This window comes from Vibrio sp. ED002 (genome assembly GCF_023277445.1).
GTDB lineage: Bacteria > Pseudomonadota > Gammaproteobacteria > Enterobacterales > Vibrionaceae > Vibrio > Vibrio jasicida.
In genome coordinates this window covers 2,610,530-2,627,584 of sequence record NZ_CP080238.1, presented here as the reverse complement: position 1 = coordinate 2,627,584, position 17,055 = coordinate 2,610,530, and the positions used below count along the sequence as shown (strand labels likewise).

Genomic DNA, 17,055 nt, shown 5'->3' with positions numbered 1-17,055 from the left:
CAAACGGGGCCCTTTTTTAGGCTCTGATACGGTTAACCACAATTTTTATGCGCTTTTTATTGCCGTAAGCCGCTCGGGTTCTGATTTTCTGAGCATTTACACCTGTTCCTGAGTGTTCAAAAAATCAGAATCATTAAAAACTAAAAGAGGTATCAATATGGTAATGGTCGAACTCTTCGTGGTTCTGCTCTTCATTTATTTGGGGGCAAGAATCGGTGGTATCGGCATTGGCTTTGCCGGTGGTGCTGGGGTAATTGCATTGTCTTTAATCCTAGGCGTCCCGACAAGCCAGTCTTTCATCCCTGTCGATGTAATCCTGATCATCATGTCTGTTATTACTGCTATCGCTGCAATGCAGGTAGCGGGTGGTTTAGATTGGATGGTTCAGGTTGCGGAAGACTTTTTGCGTAAACATCCCGAACGCATCACCTTTTACGCACCTATCGTGACATTTTTGATGACACTACTAGCAGGTACAGGTCACACAGCATTCTCTACTTTGCCAGTTATTGCAGAAGTAGCGAAAGGCCAAGGTGTTCGTCCTTCTCGTCCACTGTCTATCGCGGTAGTTGCCTCGCAAATCGCTATCACAGCATCGCCTATCTCAGCGGCAGTTGTGGCATTTGCTGCAATGTTGCATCCATTTGGCGTTGATTACCTAACGCTACTAGCGGTTTGTATCCCAACCACCTTCATCGCTTGTATGATCGGTGCATTTGTTGCGAACTTCATGGGCAGCGAGCTTAAAGATGATCCTGAATACCAAGACCGTCTAGCAAAAGGCCTTATCAAGCTAAACACAGAATCGAAACGCGAAATCTTGCCAACAGCGAAGAAAGCAACATTCATCTTCCTAGGCGCTATCGCATTCGTAGTCTGCTACGCAGCAGCGATCTCTGGTTCAATTGGTCTTATCGAAAACCCAGCACTTGGTCGTAACGAAGCGATCATGGCAGTCATGCTAGCGGCAGCCGCAGCAATCGTATTGAGCTGTAAAATCGACGCAGGCAAAATCCCAGCTGCTGCAACATTCCGCTCTGGTATGACAGCGTGTGTGTGTGTACTTGGTGTGGCATGGCTAGGTTCTACGTTCGTTAACGCGCACGTTGATGGCATCAAAGAAGTTGCGGGTGCACTACTAGCAGACTACCCATGGATGCTAGCACTTGTTCTATTCTTCGCTTCAATGCTGCTTTACTCGCAGGGTGCAACTACCGTTGCGCTGATGCCAGCAGCACTAGCAATCGGTGTGGCACCACTTACCGCAGTTGCGTCTTTCGCAGCAGTAAGTGCGCTATTCGTACTACCAACTTACCCAACGCTACTGGCTGCGGTTGAGATGGATGACACGGGTTCAACTCGTATCGGTAAGTACGTATTCAACCACCCATTCTTCGTACCAGGCGTAGCAACTATCGCTTCAGCAGTTGCACTTGGATTCGCGTTCGGTGGGCTACTGATCTAGCAGAAACAGAGTCTTACTCGGGGGAGCTTCGGCTCCCTTTTTTATTGCCTGTTGTATTGGACAACGGTTAACAAATCTTCACTTCCATGAAACTTATTGGCTAGCCAGCAGGTCTGATTGAGTTACACTAACGGCAATTATCTAAGATGAATTGAACCTTTTATGCGTGCATTACTCTCCGTCTTACTCTTAGGGCTTATTACCTTTTCTGCGCCTTCTTTTGCTCTGTTTGGCAATGATCAGTTAGGGAACAGCCAAAGCAACACTTTTGGCAGCAGCAACGATACGTTTGTGCCTGTCGATCAGGCTTTCCAATTCAACTATTACCAGCAGGACGGTAAGCTCATGCTGGACTGGCAGGTACGTGATGGTTACTACCTGTATCAAGAGCGCTTATCCGTTGCGGGCGAAAATGTGTCGCTAGGCGAACTGCAAATGGAAGACGGCACGCCGCATAAAGATGAATTCTTTGGTGACGTGCATATCTACACCCAGCCACTGTTTGTTAACGTGCCAATGCATGACTGGCAAGACGGTGCACGCGTGGTGGTGCAATACCAAGGCTGTGCCAAAGCTGGCTTCTGTTACCCGCCAGAAACTCGCGTAATTCCTATCAGCGCGTTTACTTCATCGAACTCAGATTCAACAGCGGCGACGACTGCACCAAAAGCAGAACAAGTACCACCAGCGGTGCAATCATCTACTTCTACCGACACACCATCGGCTCCAGTAACACAGCAAGATAGCCTTGCCGCCAACCTTGCTGATAACTGGTGGACACCACTTCTGTTCTTAGCGCTTGGTGTGGGTTTGGCGTTTACACCATGTGTACTGCCGATGTACCCAATTCTGACCAGCATCGTGCTTGGCAGTGGCAAACTAAGCCAACGCCGTGCGCTAGGCTTGTCGTTTGTCTACGTGCAAGGCATGGCGCTGACTTACACCCTACTTGGCCTTGTGGTGGCATCTGCGGGCATGCAGTTCCAAGCTGCGATGCAACACCCTTATGTGTTGATTGGTTTGAGTGTGCTGTTCGTGACACTCGCACTGTCGATGTTTGGCGTTTATAACCTGCAACTGCCAAGTGGCGTGCAAACGTGGTTAAACAACCTAAGCAACAAACAACAAGGCGGAAGCAGCGCAGGCGTATTCGCCATGGGCGCGATTTCAGGTCTAGTGTGCTCACCATGTACCACGGCGCCACTGTCTGGTGCGCTACTTTACGTTGCACAAAGCGGTGACTTGCTGACTGGTGGTATCGCGCTTTACGCACTGGCGATGGGTATGGGTATTCCACTCATTCTTGTTGCTGTATTCGGCAACAAACTTCTGCCAAAAGCAGGGGGTTGGATGGATCGCGTTAAGACCCTATTCGGCTTCATTCTGCTGGCAGCGCCTATCTTCCTACTTGAGCGCATCATGCCAGAAATATGGGCAACGGCATTGTGGTCAGCACTAGGTATCGCTGCATTTGGTTGGCTATACCACATCAAGAACAGCCTTGAGTTTGGTGGTTGGAAACAAAGTGCAGTAGGCATTATCGCTGTGCTTGGTTTGTTTGCGTCAGCTCAACCAGCACTTAATTACTGGTTTGGTGGCCACACAACAACGCAAACTCAACAAGTGACAGTAAGCTTTACGCGCGTCTCCAATGTAACAGAGCTCGAACAACAATTGGCATTGGCTAAGCAAGCCGGTAAACCCGTGATGCTCGACTTCTATGCTGATTGGTGTGTCGCATGTAAAGAGTTTGAAAAGTACACCTTCCATGACCCAAGTGTCGAAGTAAAACTGCAAGATTTTGTACTGCTACAGGCCGATGTGACCAAGAACCAAGTACAAGACATCGAACTTCTTAAGCATATGAATGTATTAGGTTTACCGACGATTGAATTTTGGGATGCGAATGGTAAACATGTTTCAAACGCTCGTTTGACCGGTTTTATGCAGGCCGAGCCTTTCTTGGCACACATCAACCAATTTTGATTGTGAATAATTCAAACGCCAGTGATACCTCGCTGGCGTTTTTTATTGTCTCAATAAAATCTCGAAACTTGCGTTTATATGCAATTTTTCTAATAAAAGTCGATTTGGTTCAGACTTTTAGCGCATAAACATTGTCCCCCCTGTTAAAGGTGGACAATAATTCCATTAACTAAATAGTCAAAAGTGTTTAACGTCATGGATTCGACCTACACCATTATCATCGCTGATGATCACCCATTGTTCCGCAACGCCTTGTTCCAATCGGTACATATGGCGGTGAGTGGTGCTAACCTCCTCGAAGCTGACTCTTTAGATGCACTCCTGACACTCCTTAAAAAAGAAGAAGAGCCCGACCTAGTGCTGCTGGATCTCAAAATGCCAGGTGCAAACGGCATGTCCGGTCTGATTCACTTACGTGCAGAATACCCAGACCTACCAATCGTCGTGGTTTCTGCCAGCGAAGAACCCGCAGTGGTTAGCCAAGTAAAAAGCCACGGCGCATTTGGCTTTATTCCTAAATCAAGCGACATGCGTGAACTTGTCAGTGCCCTTAACCAAGTGCTGAACGGCGACCCATTCTTCCCTGAAGGCTTGATCACCAATAACGCAGCATGTAATGACTTAGCAGAAAAGATTGCTGCGTTGACACCTCAACAATACAAGGTGCTCGGCATGCTATCGGATGGCTTACTCAACAAGCAAATCGCTTACGAGCTCAATGTCTCAGAAGCCACCATCAAAGCACACATGACCGCCATATTCCGAAAATTAGGCGTCAAGAATCGCACTCAAGCCGTTATTTTGCTGCAACAAATGGAATCAGAGCAGTAATGTGTTAATAAATATAACCAATTCACATTTATATGACGCAAAAAGAACAATAGACGTTAAAATGATAATGCCAATCACAGTGAGTCAGAGCTTATAAATAGCGTAGGAAAAAGGCTTGAGAACAAGGCGAAAATTTTTGATAAGTAGTTCTCCTACAATCGAAATTTTTAACGCCGTTATCGAGCGTTTTCACAAGCTAGAATAAGCAATTACTGGCTACGATCGGCATAGACTGTCACACACAGCCTCTTCATCCCTCTGTTAAACCGCTAACTCTGGGAGGTCATACTTTGTTAAGTATTCTCGTCACTCAATTCGTCGTACTCTGGGCCGTCATCGACCCGATTGGTTCAGTACCCGTTTATCTATCACAGACTCAGCACCTTACGGCAAAACAGCGTCGTCTCGTCGCATTAAAAGCCATTGCCATTTCAATGGGTGTGTTGCTGTTCTTTCTTATTGCCGGTCAGTTGTTACTGGAAGCAATGCAAATCCCATTACCCGCCTTCCAAGCCGCTGGTGGTTTAGTGCTATTACTGTTTGCATTGTCGATGATCTTTGGTGAAAGCAAGCCAGAACAAGAGCAAAAACTGGGCGAAGAAGTCAGCCACTCGGATCTCGCTGACTTAGCCGTTTACCCTCTTGCGATCCCTTCGATTGCGTCGCCGGGGGCAATGATGGCCATCGTGATGCTCACCGATAACAATCGCTACTCTTTCGTCGACCAAGCAATGACCGCAGGCGTCATGATTGCGGTACTTCTGGTTACCCTCTTCTTGTTACTGGGTGCAAACACGATTCAAAAAGTGATTGGTAACGTAGGTGCAGCCATCATCAGCCGCGTAATGGGGCTTATCCTTGCCGCTGTTGCACTGAATAATTTGCTGCTTGGTATAAAAGATTTCTATGTTAATTGATAAAACTCTTAGACCTTTGGCTAACTTAACATCAAATTAACATCACACTTTTATTCCCACTTCTTCTCAAACGCCCTAAAAATGGGCGTTTTTGCTTTTTAGCGTCCCGACTAAAGTTGAAAAGAGTTCTTGCCAGTGCCTTGCTAATGTACATGTTGAAACATTTTTTTAACAACAATACCAATCGTAAGGAGACGGCAATGGCATTTGAAAGCGAAGAAAGAGCCAAAGCCTACTGGGACAAGAACGTGAAGCTCATGATTACCCTGATGGTCATCTGGTTCGTAGTGTCTTTCGGCTGCGGCATCTTATTTGTCGACGTACTTAATCAATTTCAATTAGGTGGATACAAACTAGGTTTCTGGTTTGCTCAGCAAGGCTCCATCTATGCCTTCCTCGGTATTATTTTCTACTACGCGTGGAAGATGCGCCAAATCGACCGTGAATTCGGCGTGGATGAGTAAGGAGTAACTCAGATGGATTTGAAAACTATTACCTATCTTGTAGTTGGCGCGACATTCGTCCTCTACATCGGTATTGCGATTTGGGCACGTGCGGGCTCAACCAAAGAATTCTATGTAGCAGGCGGCGGTGTAAACCCTATCGCTAATGGCATGGCAACCGCAGCAGACTGGATGTCAGCAGCATCGTTCATCTCAATGGCAGGCTTGATAGCCTTCATGGGCTACGGCGGCTCAGTATTCCTCATGGGCTGGACAGGTGGTTACGTACTGCTTGCACTTCTGCTTGCACCATACCTACGTAAGTTCGGTAAGTTTACCGTGCCAGAATTCGTAGGTGAGCGTTTCTACTCTAACGCAGCGCGTATCGTAGCGGTTGTGTGTCTTATCATCGCATCGGTGACTTACGTTATCGGTCAGATGAAAGGTGTCGGCGTGGCGTTCGGTCGCTTCCTTGAGGTGGATTACTCAACCGGTCTATTGATTGGTATGTGTATCGTATTCATGTACGCCGTAATGGGCGGTATGAAGGGCATTACCTACACGCAGATTGCTCAGTATTGCGTACTCATTTTGGCTTACACTATTCCTGCAATCTTTATCTCTCTGCAACTTACGGGTAACCCACTACCTCAAATCGGCTTAGGCAGTACCATACAAGGCACCGATGTCTATCTGCTCGATCGGCTCGACCAGGTGGTGACCGAACTCGGCTTTAGTGAATACACTACTCAAGTTCGTGGCGATACGTTAAACATGTTCGTTTACACCATGTCACTGATGATCGGTACTGCGGGTCTACCACACGTAATTATTCGCTTCTTTACCGTGCCTAAAGTACGTGATGCACGTACATCAGCAGGTTGGGCATTACTTTTCATTGCGATCCTTTACACAACAGCGCCGGCAGTATCTGCAATGGCACGTCTAAACCTGATGGATACGGTTAACCCAGCTCCTGGTCAGCATCTTGCTTATGACGAGCGCCCTGACTGGTTCAAGAACTGGGAGAAAACAGGTCTGCTAGGCTTTGATGATAAGAATGGCGATGGCCTGATTGAGTACACATCAAGCCCAGCGACTAACGAGCTAAAAGTTGACCGTGACATAATGGTACTAGCAAACCCAGAGATTGCTAAGCTACCAAACTGGGTCATCGCGTTGGTTGCAGCAGGTGGTCTCGCAGCGGCACTATCGACGGCAGCGGGTCTACTATTGGCTATCTCGTCCGCGATATCACATGACTTAATCAAAGGCGTGATCAATCCAAATATATCCGAGAAGAAAGAGCTGCTTGCGAGTCGAATCTCTATGGCTGTTGCCATCGCAGTCGCCGGCTACTTGGGCTTGAATCCGCCAGGATTTGCAGCCGGAACGGTAGCCCTCGCCTTCGGTCTGGCGGCATCCTCCATCTTCCCTGCGTTGATGATGGGTATCTTCAGTAAGAGCATCAACAAAGAAGGCGCAATCGCAGGTATGATTGCAGGTATCAGTATCACGCTATTCTACGTATTCCAGCATAAAGGCATTCTATTTGTTGCTGACTGGACGTACCTACAAAGTTGGGGGCAGAACTGGTTCCTAGGTATTGAACCAAACGCATTTGGTGCAATCGGTGCGGTATTTAACTTTATTGTGGCGTTCGCTGTATCAAGAGTGACAGCAGAAACACCACAAGAAGTAAAAGACCTAGTCGAGCACGTACGTGTACCAGCAGGCGTTGGCGGTGCGGTAGACCACTAAAATATAACGCAAACCACAAAAGCCCCGCTTGGGGCTTTTTTATTCACTTAACTTATTCTAATAATTAGATATTCCCTGAACCGTAGCAAGGAAGCATACCAATGCCATTGATTATATGTTCAGGGGTTACGCGGAAAAATCGCTTAGAACAAGGCAAAGATTGCAGCAAGCTAGTTGCTCTAACTTCAAAATCTTTAACGAAGTTATTAGCGATTTTAGCCAGTAAAAATGAACAGATAATTGATGGGATTAGTATTTTATGTTCAAAAACAAGCACTTTATTATCGCCCTGTTGATCGCCCCAATTTTGTCTTTAATCGCTTATTTCGGTACAGACATGGCTCTGAGTGAGAAACCTCATGCCGCTAAAGAAGGGGAAAGCTACAAGCTGGCCAGCAAGTCGAATTGCCGTTACACCAGTGGCTTGTGTGATATGGAGAATGGCGACTTTAAAGTGAAGTTTCGCTCAGAAAAGCTGACGCCAGATAGCTTAGAGTTGTCTTTACATGCTGCTTATCCACTGGAAGGGGTGAAGCTTTCAGTCGTGGATAGCCAAGAGCAAAACGCACAGCCGATTGACATGAAACCAGCGGATCAAGCCGGACAAAACTGGACCATCACTTTGCCTAAGCCTGCATCAGCAGAGAGTTGGTTACGTGTTGCGATTCAATCTGAAGGCACGTTCTACTACGGTGAAACGCAAACGGCATTTGTGAAATACGAAACCCTGTTTACGGACAAATAACTTACCTGCTCCATAAGGCTTGAAGACGCATTTGAGCCAACCTTATCTCGCGAAAGAATACCGAGCTTAATTGTAGGGATTGAGCTCACCCACTTCAGCCGATACTGAGTCCGAGTATCGGCTTTTTTTGTTGTGTTATTTCCTCAAAAAAGCTGTGGTTGCTAATCGACAATTAATTGATAATAATTATCATTATCTTAAATATCGAGGTAACTATGGACAGCAGCCAAGCCATCTACAACGCCTTTTTCAAAGCACAAGACCGATTCCTTCATGTGTATGCGCCAAGCGGCTTCGAACCCGATGTGATTCATGATTACATCCATTGGGGCATGGTGCTGTCGTCCATCTATGATCACGATACAGAGCACGAAAACCTGTTGCTGTGCGAGCTGTATTTACGCCAAGTCTACTTCCATCTTCTCGACGCGATTCAAGACCCTACTCGTAGTCGTATCTTCCGCCGAGTCTGCCTCGATTCCATTCACACTCCGCTACTTTGTCTCAAACACTACTACTACCAGTTTGAGGATGGCGATGTGAAATTTCTCTCATTACAACAACAATTACGTCTGATACAGACGCCACTCGATTAAACAAAAGGAACCTACCATGACCACGGAATTCCGTATCGAAGCGGACAGCATGGGCGAAGTCAAAGTCCCAGCCAACGCTTTGTATCAAGCCCAAACTCAACGCGCTGTCGATAACTTCACTTTCAGCAAACACACCATGCCGACGGGCTTTATCCAAGCACTCGCTCACATCAAACAAACCGCAGCGCTCACCAATGCTCAACTTGGCTTACTGGAAGGTGATATCGCCAATGCCATCGCCGATGCCGCGCAAGCCATCATTGATGGTAAACACCTCGACCAATTCCCTATCGATGTATTCCAAACCGGCTCGGGCACCAGCTCAAACATGAATGCCAACGAAGTGATTGCAACATTGGCGTCTGAGCACCTAGGCGGAACGGTCAATCCAAATGATCACGTCAACATGGGTCAAAGCAGTAACGACGTAGTGCCTACTGCGATTCAAGTTAGCTCTGCAATTGCGATTGAAAAACAGCTACTGCCTGCACTGTCCCACCTAAGTGAAACACTAGAGGCCAAGCAGCAAGCTCTGAAAGATGTGGTGAAAACAGGTCGTACGCACCTCATGGATGCGATGCCAATTACCTTCGCCCAAGAGCTTGGTGGCTGGCAATTCCAAATCGAGCACGCCAAACAAGCCATCGAACAAACACTGCCAGCTGTGAAAGCGTTAGCCCAAGGCGGAACAGCGGTAGGGACAGAGATCAACGCCGATCCACGTTTCGCCGATCTTTTTGCCGGTAACCTAACGCAATCAACGCGCATCGAGTTTGCTTCAAGCAAAAACTTCTTCTCCAATCTCAGCAGTCAGGATGCGATCGTCGCCCTATCGGGACAGCTCAAAACAGCAGCAGTTGCGATCATGAAGATCGCAAACGATCTTCGCTGGATGAACTCAGGTCCACTAGCAGGCTTAGGTGAAATCGAACTGCAAGGCTTACAACCGGGCTCTTCTATCATGCCGGGCAAAGTGAACCCTGTGATTCCAGAAGCAGCAGCCATGGCGTCGGCACAAGTGATTGGGAACGACGCGACCATTACCGTTGCAGGTCAATCGGGTAACTTCCAACTTAACGTGATGCTACCAGTGATAGCTCACAATGTATTAGAAAGCATTGAACTGCTGTCGAACAGCGCCGTTGCTTTAGCAGACAAAGCCATCGCGACGTTTGAAGTGCGCCAAGACAACCTTGATGTTGCACTGGCGAAGAACCCGATTCTGGTCACCGCACTTAACCCTGTGATTGGCTACCTAAAAGCAGCGGAAGTGGCGAAGAAAGCCTACAAACAAGGTCGCGCTATCATTGATGTAGCGGAAGAAGAAACGGACTTAGATCGTGCCACATTAGAAAGATTGCTCGATCCAGCCAAACTGACTCAAGGCGGCGTTGCAGAATAAGCCACCGACCGATCACCCCCTTAAAGCAAAAGACCTCCAATCGGAGGTCTTTTTTTTCTAGGCGACTCGATTGAGTACCGAACGTAATTTCAAAGGTTTCACCGGTTTGGCGATAAAACTGAACCCATTGGCTTTAATGCCTTCCATCATGTCATCGGTTCGATCGGCACTGATGATCACCCCTTCAAAGCGATTACCCAGACGCAAGCGGCATTGCTGCAACACTTCTAATCCTGTTCGACCATTGTCTAAACGATAATCGGAGAAAATCACATCCGGCAGCCAATCGTCTTCGATCGCTTTCAGACTCTCAACGATGTCGGTCGCAATGCGAATATCACAGCCCCAGCGTGAGAGTAGATTTTCCATTCCAACCAGAATGTCTGGCTCATTATCGACACACAGTACACGAATATGACTTAAATCGGATTGTGCACTCTTCACAGCTTTGACTGCCGGAATGTGCACCCTCTCTGCCTTATCTAAGGTAATCGAGAACACGCTGCCTTGACCAAACCAAGAACGCATCGAGATTTCATGCCCTAGCACTTGAGCAATACCTTTCGAAATAGCCAAACCCAACCCTAAACCTTGGTCGGAACGGACTTGAGTACCACGATTAAACTCTTCGAAGATCTCTTGTTGTTTCTCTTCTTCGATACCCATTCCGTTATCCCACACATCGATACGCACTCGCCCTTGTACGCGGCGTACACCGAGTGCCACTTTGCCATTCGGGCTATAACGGAACGCATTGGTAAGGAAGTTCTGTACCACGCGGCGCAGCAATTTCGGATCGGATTTCACCATCAAAGATGATGGGATCATGGTGAACTCAATGCCTTGTTGTTTCGCCAGTGCACTGAATTCCGCATTCAAGTTAGCTAATACATCATTGACCGCAAAACCATGCACATTGACGTCCAACTTGCCCGATTCCAAACGTGAAATATCCAGCAAATCACCGATCAAATCTTCTGCTGCGCCTAATGCACTCTCAATGTGGGTCGACAGCTTTTGGGTTTCACTGTCTTTGGCGACTTCCGACAATGAAGAAGCAAACAGGCGCGCGGCGTTCAGCGGCTGCATCAAATCATGACTCACCGCCGCTAAGAAGCGCGACTTGGATTGTGACTCATGCTCAGAACGTTGCGTTGCTGCCACCAGCTGTTTGTTCAGTTGTTCCAACTCACGAGTACGAGCACGAACGCGTTCTTCTAGTGTCTCATTAGCGTCTTTCAGAGCTTGCTCCGCATCGCGGAACACGGTGATATCGGTAAAGCTCATAACGAAACCACCACCAGGCATTGGGTTGCCTTGCACTTCAATTACGCGACCATCTGGACGTACTCGGGAAGAGGTATGTCGCGTGCCTTGCTCAAGGTGATAAACGCGGCGACGAACGTGGTCTTCAGGGTCACCCGGACCACATAAACCTTGCTCGGCATTGTGACGAATCACATCCGCAATCGGACGCCCGACCTGAATCAATCCCGGCGGGAAAACAAATAACTCCAGATAACGTTGGTTCCATGCCACCAGTCTTAGTTGTTTGTCGACCACTGCGATGCCTTGCCCAATGTGTTCAATCGCACCTTGCAATAAGCCACGGCTGAAATCATACAGCTCTGAGGCTTCATCAACGATGGTCGCAACTTCTTCAAGCTGCATATTTCTGCCTTGCAAAGCGGAAGTAAGTACTAACTTAGCTGAAGAGGCACCAAACACACCGGCAAGTACGCGCTCGGTGTGTCGAATTAAGGTAGAGGGGGCTTGCTGATTGGGAAGCAGCTCTTCGCGTTGCTGACTCCAATAGGTTTGAAAGGCGGATTTCACTCGCGTGCGTCCAACAAATCGCGACGCTAACATCTCCAGTTCACTGACCGTTACACGGCTCTGATACAAGCTGATGTTTTCACTTTCAGGCAACGGCGTACCGACGAATGACGCCGATTGTAAGCGTTCACTTATGCTTGGGCGCGTAGCTAGTGATACCGCGACAAAACACGCGGTATTCGCCACCACGCTGAGGATCATGCCCCAGTCAGAAACAGCAATACCAAAACCTGCCAATAAATCAGGCGGAGTGATCAACCAAATCAGCAAGTTATTACTTGCATCGCCCGCCAGCATGTCGGTTTGGCTCATTAAAGTAATCAACCAAATGGTGAACCCCACCAGCAGACCGACATACACGCCTTTCTTGTTGCCCTGACGCCAGTACATACCGCCAAGCAGAGACGGAGCAAATTGGGTAATCGCAGCAAACGAGAGAAAACCTATCGCAGAGAGTGAGTGGATACTATCTAAAGCCTGATAAAAGCCCCATGCACCAATCAAAAGAAGCAGAATAAGCCCACGACGTATACGTAATAACAGCGTAGAAAAATGGTGATGATTACGCTTTGATAACTTCATTCTGCGCAGAATCAACGGCATCACCAAATCGTTAGATACCATGATCGCTAAGGCAATGGTCGAGACGATGACCATGCCACTTGCCGCGGAAGTACCGCCCAAAAATGCCAGTAAGGCGATGTCATTCGCGCCCACCGCCATCGGCACGCTGATCACGTACGTATCGGCAGGGCTGCCACTCAGTAGACTTTGCCCTACCCATGCGATTGGCAGAACGAAAATGCCCATCAGAATCAGATACAACGGGAACAACCAACGCGCAACGTGCAAGTCTTGCGCGCGTTCATTCTCGACCACCATGGTATGGAATTGACGTGGCAAACAGACAATCGCCAGCATGGTCAGAATGGTATGAATCAGCAAGGTCGGAATGTTAGGGGACTCATAGGTTTCAGCGGCGATATCAGCGAGGAGGAAGCTCTCGGTATCCATCGCGAGCCAAACAATAAATACGCCCACCACTAAAAACGCCACCAACTTAAGCACTGATTCAAACGCAATCGCCATCATCATGCCGCGGTGATGCTCGGTGTTATCGATATGACGCGTACCAAACAGCATGGTGAAGATCGCCATCGCCCCGACCACAAACCAAGATACGCTGTAGTTTTGATAACTGAGATCAGATGCTAAATCTGGCGCGATGATCTCCAACCCCATGGTGATGCCACGCAATTGCAAAGCGATATATGGAAGGATGCCTGCCACCGCGATTAAGGTAACAACCACCGCCAAGCCTTGTGATTTGCCATAGCGGGCGGCAATGAAATCGGCAATGGAGGTGATGTGCTCGCGTTTAGCAATCAAGATCAGCCGAGCGAGGACGCGCCAGCCGATGGTAAACACGATGATCGGCGCAATATAGATGGGTAGGAAGGACCAAGGGTTGTTGCTCGCCTGTCCGACCGTGCCATAGAAGGTCCACGACGTACAGTACACCGCAATCGACAAACTGTAGATCCATGGTCGCCAACGCGCTAACCATCTCTTTTGTTTGTCACCGTACCAAGCGATTAAAAACAGGATTCCCAAATACGCCAAAGAAACGGGAATCACTAGCCATCCTTGCATCCGATATCCTTTCTTACTTTTCTTGCCTTTCTTGCTGTTTTTAAAGCAAGGAATAAAAAACCTCTCCATAAGGGAGAGGTTTCATTTAACACTGCTTTCACAACAGAGACAAAGGTTAATTTTTAATCTCTGTCACAGAAGCTTAATTCTGTGCTTCGGGAGCATTAGCTGAGAGATCAACCACATTACTTTCATCATTTTGAGGCTCAACTTTGATAAACAGTGCAATAAAGCCCATCACCGCCATCAACCAGAAGATATTCGCCCCCCAGTGCTCATAGCCCCAACCACTGATCACCGTCATCAACGCGATAAACGCACCAAGTGGGATTGCGTTATACAGTGCCTGCAATGCCACCATCTTGTTCTCAGCTGAGTTCTGGATGTATTGAATCGCGGCAATGTGCGCCATTGCAAACGTCACGCCGTGAAGCATTTGCACTACCACCAACGCCAAAATAGAGGTCGTAGACGCAGTCATGCCCCAACGTAGCATCACACCACCAGCCGCAACCACAAACAGAGTGCGTAAAGACCAGCCAGCGAATAGACGCTTACTCAGAGCAAACACAGCAACTTCAGCTGCCACGCCCAAGCTCCATAAGTAGCCAATCACATCTTCTGAGTGACCAGCCGCTTTCCAGTGAATCGCACTAAAACCGTAGTACGCCGCGTGGCTACCTTGGATTAACGCCATCAACACAAGGAACTTCACGACCGGCTTATCCGTAAGCAATGCAGAAAGTTTTGGACGCTCAGAATGTTGACCTTCGCGTGTCACTGGCATTGGATTGGTGTTACGCATTGCAAATAAGAGCGAGATAAAGACGCCGACCATCGCCGTGTACAAAATCATGTCAGAGCCAAACTCTGCCACCAAGTAACCCACCACAGTCGAGCCTGCAATAAAGGCAACCGAGCCCCACAAACGGGTACGACCGTAATCGAGCATTTTCAAACGCGCGTAGTAGTTCGCCATCGCATCCGACAACGGTACCACCGGGCCACAGCACAAGTTAAACAAGATGGTAGCGAGTGCCATTAACCAAAAGTTGCCACCAGTGAAAAAGTGGAAACCAACAAAAATGAGGGCAGCAAAGCTCAACCAACGTAGGGCAGGCATGATGTGTTCGACTTTATGTAGACGTGGGGTGAGTACCATGTTCGCCACACAGCGCGTCGCCAAACCTAGACCAACTAACAGACCAATATCTGTTGGAGAAACGCCCTGCTCTTTAAACCACAACGACCAAAATGGCAGATACACGCCATACGCAAAAAAGAATCCGAGAAAGTACTGGGAAATCCAGCCATACGGAGAGGGTTTCAACATCACTGACATCCTAAAAAACGACAAAAACTAACGACTTCCGCCACGTAAACGTTTGGGACGCGGAATTATGGATCGCAATGCGTAATAGAAAAAGGGAAGAATCGGCAACTTACCGTTTCCTCAATGGCACAGGGTCTCGAAATGCAAAATTAGATTGTGACGATTTAGACCAAAGTCGTCTGGCTTCGACAGGGAAATTTGTCAGACTTAGAATGTGTTCCCACCAAATTTAGGTGCTCTAATGCCTGACAAATTTAATATGCAATCTCCACCGTTCGACCGCCTGACTGACGCACAGCAAAATCGACTGCGCTCGTCTCTTGATGTGGCGTACTACCGAACGCGAGATGTCATCTTAGCTTGTGGGCAAGACAACCCTCACCTGCACGTGCTGATTAAAGGCGCTGTAGAAGAGCGCTCAAAAGATCAAGACGAAGTGTTTGCTCACTACGCTAACGACGACATGTTTGATGTACGCTCTTTGTTTGAAGAAAGCGTGCGCCATCAGTATGTGGCACTGGAAGATACCCTCTCGTACTTGCTGCCCAAAGAAGTGTTTCTTGAGCTGTATAACGAGAACGGACAGTTCGCGGCCTACTTCGATAACAACTTATCCAAACGCCAAGCCCTCATTGAAGCCGCTCAACAACAGCAAAACCTAGCGGAATTCATTCTGACTAAAGTCGATAGCAGCATCTATCATCCACCGATGCTATTGGCACCTGATATGCCAATTAATCAAGTCACCAAAACACTTAAAGACAATGGCATTGATGCCGCTTTGGTTCAGCTTAACCAAGATGACCCGCGCTTAGAGCAATATCCATCGGCGCATCCCTACGCGATAGTGACGCGAACCAATATGCTCCATGCCGTAATGCTTGACGACCACTCACTCGATACGCCAGTAAGTGAGATAGCCACCTTCCCGGTTTATCACGTGGATGATGGTGACTTCTTGTTTAACGCCATGATCACCATGACGCGCAATCGCATGAAGCGTCTAATGGTGTGCGAAGGCAGTCAAGCGGTCGGTATGTTGGACATGACGCAAATCCTCAGTGCGTTTTCCACTCACTCACACGTACTGACACTCAGTATTGCACGAGCCAGCAGCGTGGGAGAGTTAGCCCTTGCTTCTAATCGACAGCGTCAGTTGGTGGACAGCTTGCTAACCAATGGCATCCGTACTCGCTTTATCATGGAGCTGATATCTGCCGTAAACGAACAAATCATCGAAAAAGCGTTTGAGCTTGTGGTGCCACCAGCACTGCACGATCACTGCTGTCTGATTGTGCTTGGCTCGGAAGGTCGTGGAGAGCAAATCCTTAAAACGGATCAAGATAATGCATTGATCATCCAAGATGGGCTGGAATGGGAACATTGCGCCGAAGTGATGCAAACCCTCACCCATACCTTGCAACAACTGGGTTATCCACTCTGCCCTGGCAAAGTCATGGTTAACAATCCGAAGTGGGTCCGAACGCAGCAAGACTGGATTAAAACGCTCGATGGTTGGATTGCTAAAGCACAGCCAGAACAAATCATGGATTTAGCCATCTTCAGCGACGCTCATGCGGTCGCAGGCAATCGAGAGTTGCTCACACCTATCGCCGAGCACCTCAGAGACAGCATGGAAGATCGCATGTTGATTCTGTCCGATTTCACTCGCCCCGCTCTGCAGTTTTCCGTGCCTCTTACTCTATTTGGCAACGTAAAAAGTGCCAAAGACGGGCTGGATATTAAGCGCGGCGGCATCTTCCCAATTGTGCATGGTATTCGCACTTTGGCATTGGAATACGCGATTGAAGAGAAGAACACCTTCGAGCGTATCGAAGCACTGAGAAACAAACGCATCTTAGAACCAGAAACCGCCGATAACCTCAATGAGGCGCTGAAGCTGTTCTTCAAGATCCGTTTGAACCAGCAATTGAGTAAGCAGGAAGCACTCAACAACATCGACATCAAACAGTTAGACAGGACAGAACGAGACCTGCTACGCCACAGCTTACACGTGGTGAAAAAGTTTAAGCAGTTCTTAGGCTTCCATTATCAAATCCGTGATTAGAGTCTTTTAGGCAAATAAG

12 protein-coding genes are annotated in these 17,055 nt (G+C 48.0%); 10 read left to right on the top strand and 2 right to left on the bottom strand.

What is annotated here, in order from left to right; all coding sequences use genetic code 11:
* Window positions 1-157 precede the first annotated feature (157 nt).
* From ITG12_RS12155 to ITG12_RS12115, 9 genes are all read left to right on the top strand, one after another.
* Window positions 158-1,465 carry an anaerobic C4-dicarboxylate transporter gene (locus ITG12_RS12155; protein WP_038870965.1) on the top strand — a complete coding sequence of 436 codons (1,308 nt, stop codon included), beginning with the start codon at window positions 158-160 and terminating at the stop codon, window positions 1,463-1,465.
* Between the two features lie 162 nt (window positions 1,466-1,627).
* On the top strand, window positions 1,628-3,451 hold the full coding sequence (locus ITG12_RS12150) for a protein-disulfide reductase DsbD (protein ID WP_248873105.1): 1,824 nt from the start codon (window positions 1,628-1,630) through the stop codon (window positions 3,449-3,451).
* A gap of 195 nt (window positions 3,452-3,646) precedes the next feature.
* Window positions 3,647-4,282 (top strand): response regulator transcription factor, encoded by a 636-nt coding sequence (locus tag ITG12_RS12145; RefSeq protein ID WP_038870959.1) that lies wholly within the window; start codon window positions 3,647-3,649, stop codon window positions 4,280-4,282.
* Window positions 4,283-4,572: 290 nt separating this feature from the next.
* Complete coding sequence (locus ITG12_RS12140; protein WP_005448274.1) at window positions 4,573-5,199, top strand: MarC family protein; 627 nt, start codon at window positions 4,573-4,575, stop codon at window positions 5,197-5,199.
* A gap of 200 nt (window positions 5,200-5,399) precedes the next feature.
* Window positions 5,400-5,663 (top strand): DUF4212 domain-containing protein, encoded by a 264-nt coding sequence (locus ITG12_RS12135; protein ID WP_005448273.1) that lies wholly within the window; start codon window positions 5,400-5,402, stop codon window positions 5,661-5,663.
* 12 nt (window positions 5,664-5,675) lie between these two features.
* A complete protein-coding gene (locus tag ITG12_RS12130) occupies window positions 5,676-7,403 on the top strand; it encodes a sodium:solute symporter family protein (RefSeq protein WP_248873104.1) in 1,728 nt (575 codons plus the stop codon).
* A 259-nt stretch (window positions 7,404-7,662) separates the two neighbouring features.
* Entirely contained in the window at window positions 7,663-8,148 is a 486-nt protein-coding gene (locus ITG12_RS12125) for a hypothetical protein (RefSeq protein WP_042604415.1), read from the top strand.
* Between the two features lie 215 nt (window positions 8,149-8,363).
* Window positions 8,364-8,744: a hypothetical protein gene (locus tag ITG12_RS12120; RefSeq protein ID WP_248873103.1), complete on the top strand. Its 381-nt coding sequence runs from the start codon at window positions 8,364-8,366 to the stop codon at window positions 8,742-8,744.
* Window positions 8,745-8,760: 16 nt separating this feature from the next.
* Window positions 8,761-10,146 carry a class II fumarate hydratase gene (locus ITG12_RS12115; RefSeq protein ID WP_248873102.1) on the top strand — a complete coding sequence of 462 codons (1,386 nt, stop codon included), beginning with the start codon at window positions 8,761-8,763 and terminating at the stop codon, window positions 10,144-10,146.
* Between the two features lie 57 nt (window positions 10,147-10,203).
* On the opposite strand, the gene ITG12_RS12110 is transcribed toward ITG12_RS12115, so the two are convergent.
* On the bottom strand, window positions 10,204-13,635 hold the full coding sequence (locus ITG12_RS12110; protein ID WP_248873101.1) for a PAS domain-containing hybrid sensor histidine kinase/response regulator: 3,432 nt from the start codon (window positions 13,633-13,635) through the stop codon (window positions 10,204-10,206).
* 142 nt (window positions 13,636-13,777) lie between these two features.
* Complete coding sequence (locus tag ITG12_RS12105; protein WP_248873100.1) at window positions 13,778-14,968, bottom strand: 3-phenylpropionate MFS transporter; 1,191 nt, start codon at window positions 14,966-14,968, stop codon at window positions 13,778-13,780.
* Between the two features lie 241 nt (window positions 14,969-15,209).
* Here ITG12_RS12105 and ITG12_RS12100 point away from each other — a divergent pair, with 241 nt between their 5' ends.
* On the top strand, window positions 15,210-17,036 hold the full coding sequence (locus ITG12_RS12100; RefSeq protein ID WP_038882009.1) for a DUF294 nucleotidyltransferase-like domain-containing protein: 1,827 nt from the start codon (window positions 15,210-15,212) through the stop codon (window positions 17,034-17,036).
* The last annotated feature ends 19 nt before the right edge of the window (window positions 17,037-17,055 follow it).

What these genes read in the sequence shown, in the direction of transcription:
- ITG12_RS12155 (WP_038870965.1), top strand. Translation starts at nt 158, where the DNA reads ATGGTAATGGTCGAACTCTTCGTGGTTCTGCTCTTCATTTATTTGGGG.
- ITG12_RS12150 (WP_248873105.1), top strand. Translation starts at nt 1,628, where the DNA reads ATGCGTGCATTACTCTCCGTCTTACTCTTAGGGCTTATTACCTTTTCT.
- ITG12_RS12145 (WP_038870959.1), top strand. Translation starts at nt 3,647, where the DNA reads ATGGATTCGACCTACACCATTATCATCGCTGATGATCACCCATTGTTC.
- ITG12_RS12135 (WP_005448273.1), top strand. Translation starts at nt 5,400, where the DNA reads ATGGCATTTGAAAGCGAAGAAAGAGCCAAAGCCTACTGGGACAAGAAC.
- ITG12_RS12130 (WP_248873104.1), top strand. Translation starts at nt 5,676, where the DNA reads ATGGATTTGAAAACTATTACCTATCTTGTAGTTGGCGCGACATTCGTC.
- ITG12_RS12125 (WP_042604415.1), top strand. Translation starts at nt 7,663, where the DNA reads ATGTTCAAAAACAAGCACTTTATTATCGCCCTGTTGATCGCCCCAATT.
- ITG12_RS12120 (WP_248873103.1), top strand. Translation starts at nt 8,364, where the DNA reads ATGGACAGCAGCCAAGCCATCTACAACGCCTTTTTCAAAGCACAAGAC.
- ITG12_RS12115 (WP_248873102.1), top strand. Translation starts at nt 8,761, where the DNA reads ATGACCACGGAATTCCGTATCGAAGCGGACAGCATGGGCGAAGTCAAA.
- ITG12_RS12110 (WP_248873101.1), bottom strand. Translation starts at nt 13,635, where the DNA reads ATGCAAGGATGGCTAGTGATTCCCGTTTCTTTGGCGTATTTGGGAATC.
- ITG12_RS12105 (WP_248873100.1), bottom strand. Translation starts at nt 14,968, where the DNA reads ATGTTGAAACCCTCTCCGTATGGCTGGATTTCCCAGTACTTTCTCGGA.
- ITG12_RS12100 (WP_038882009.1), top strand. Translation starts at nt 15,210, where the DNA reads ATGCCTGACAAATTTAATATGCAATCTCCACCGTTCGACCGCCTGACT.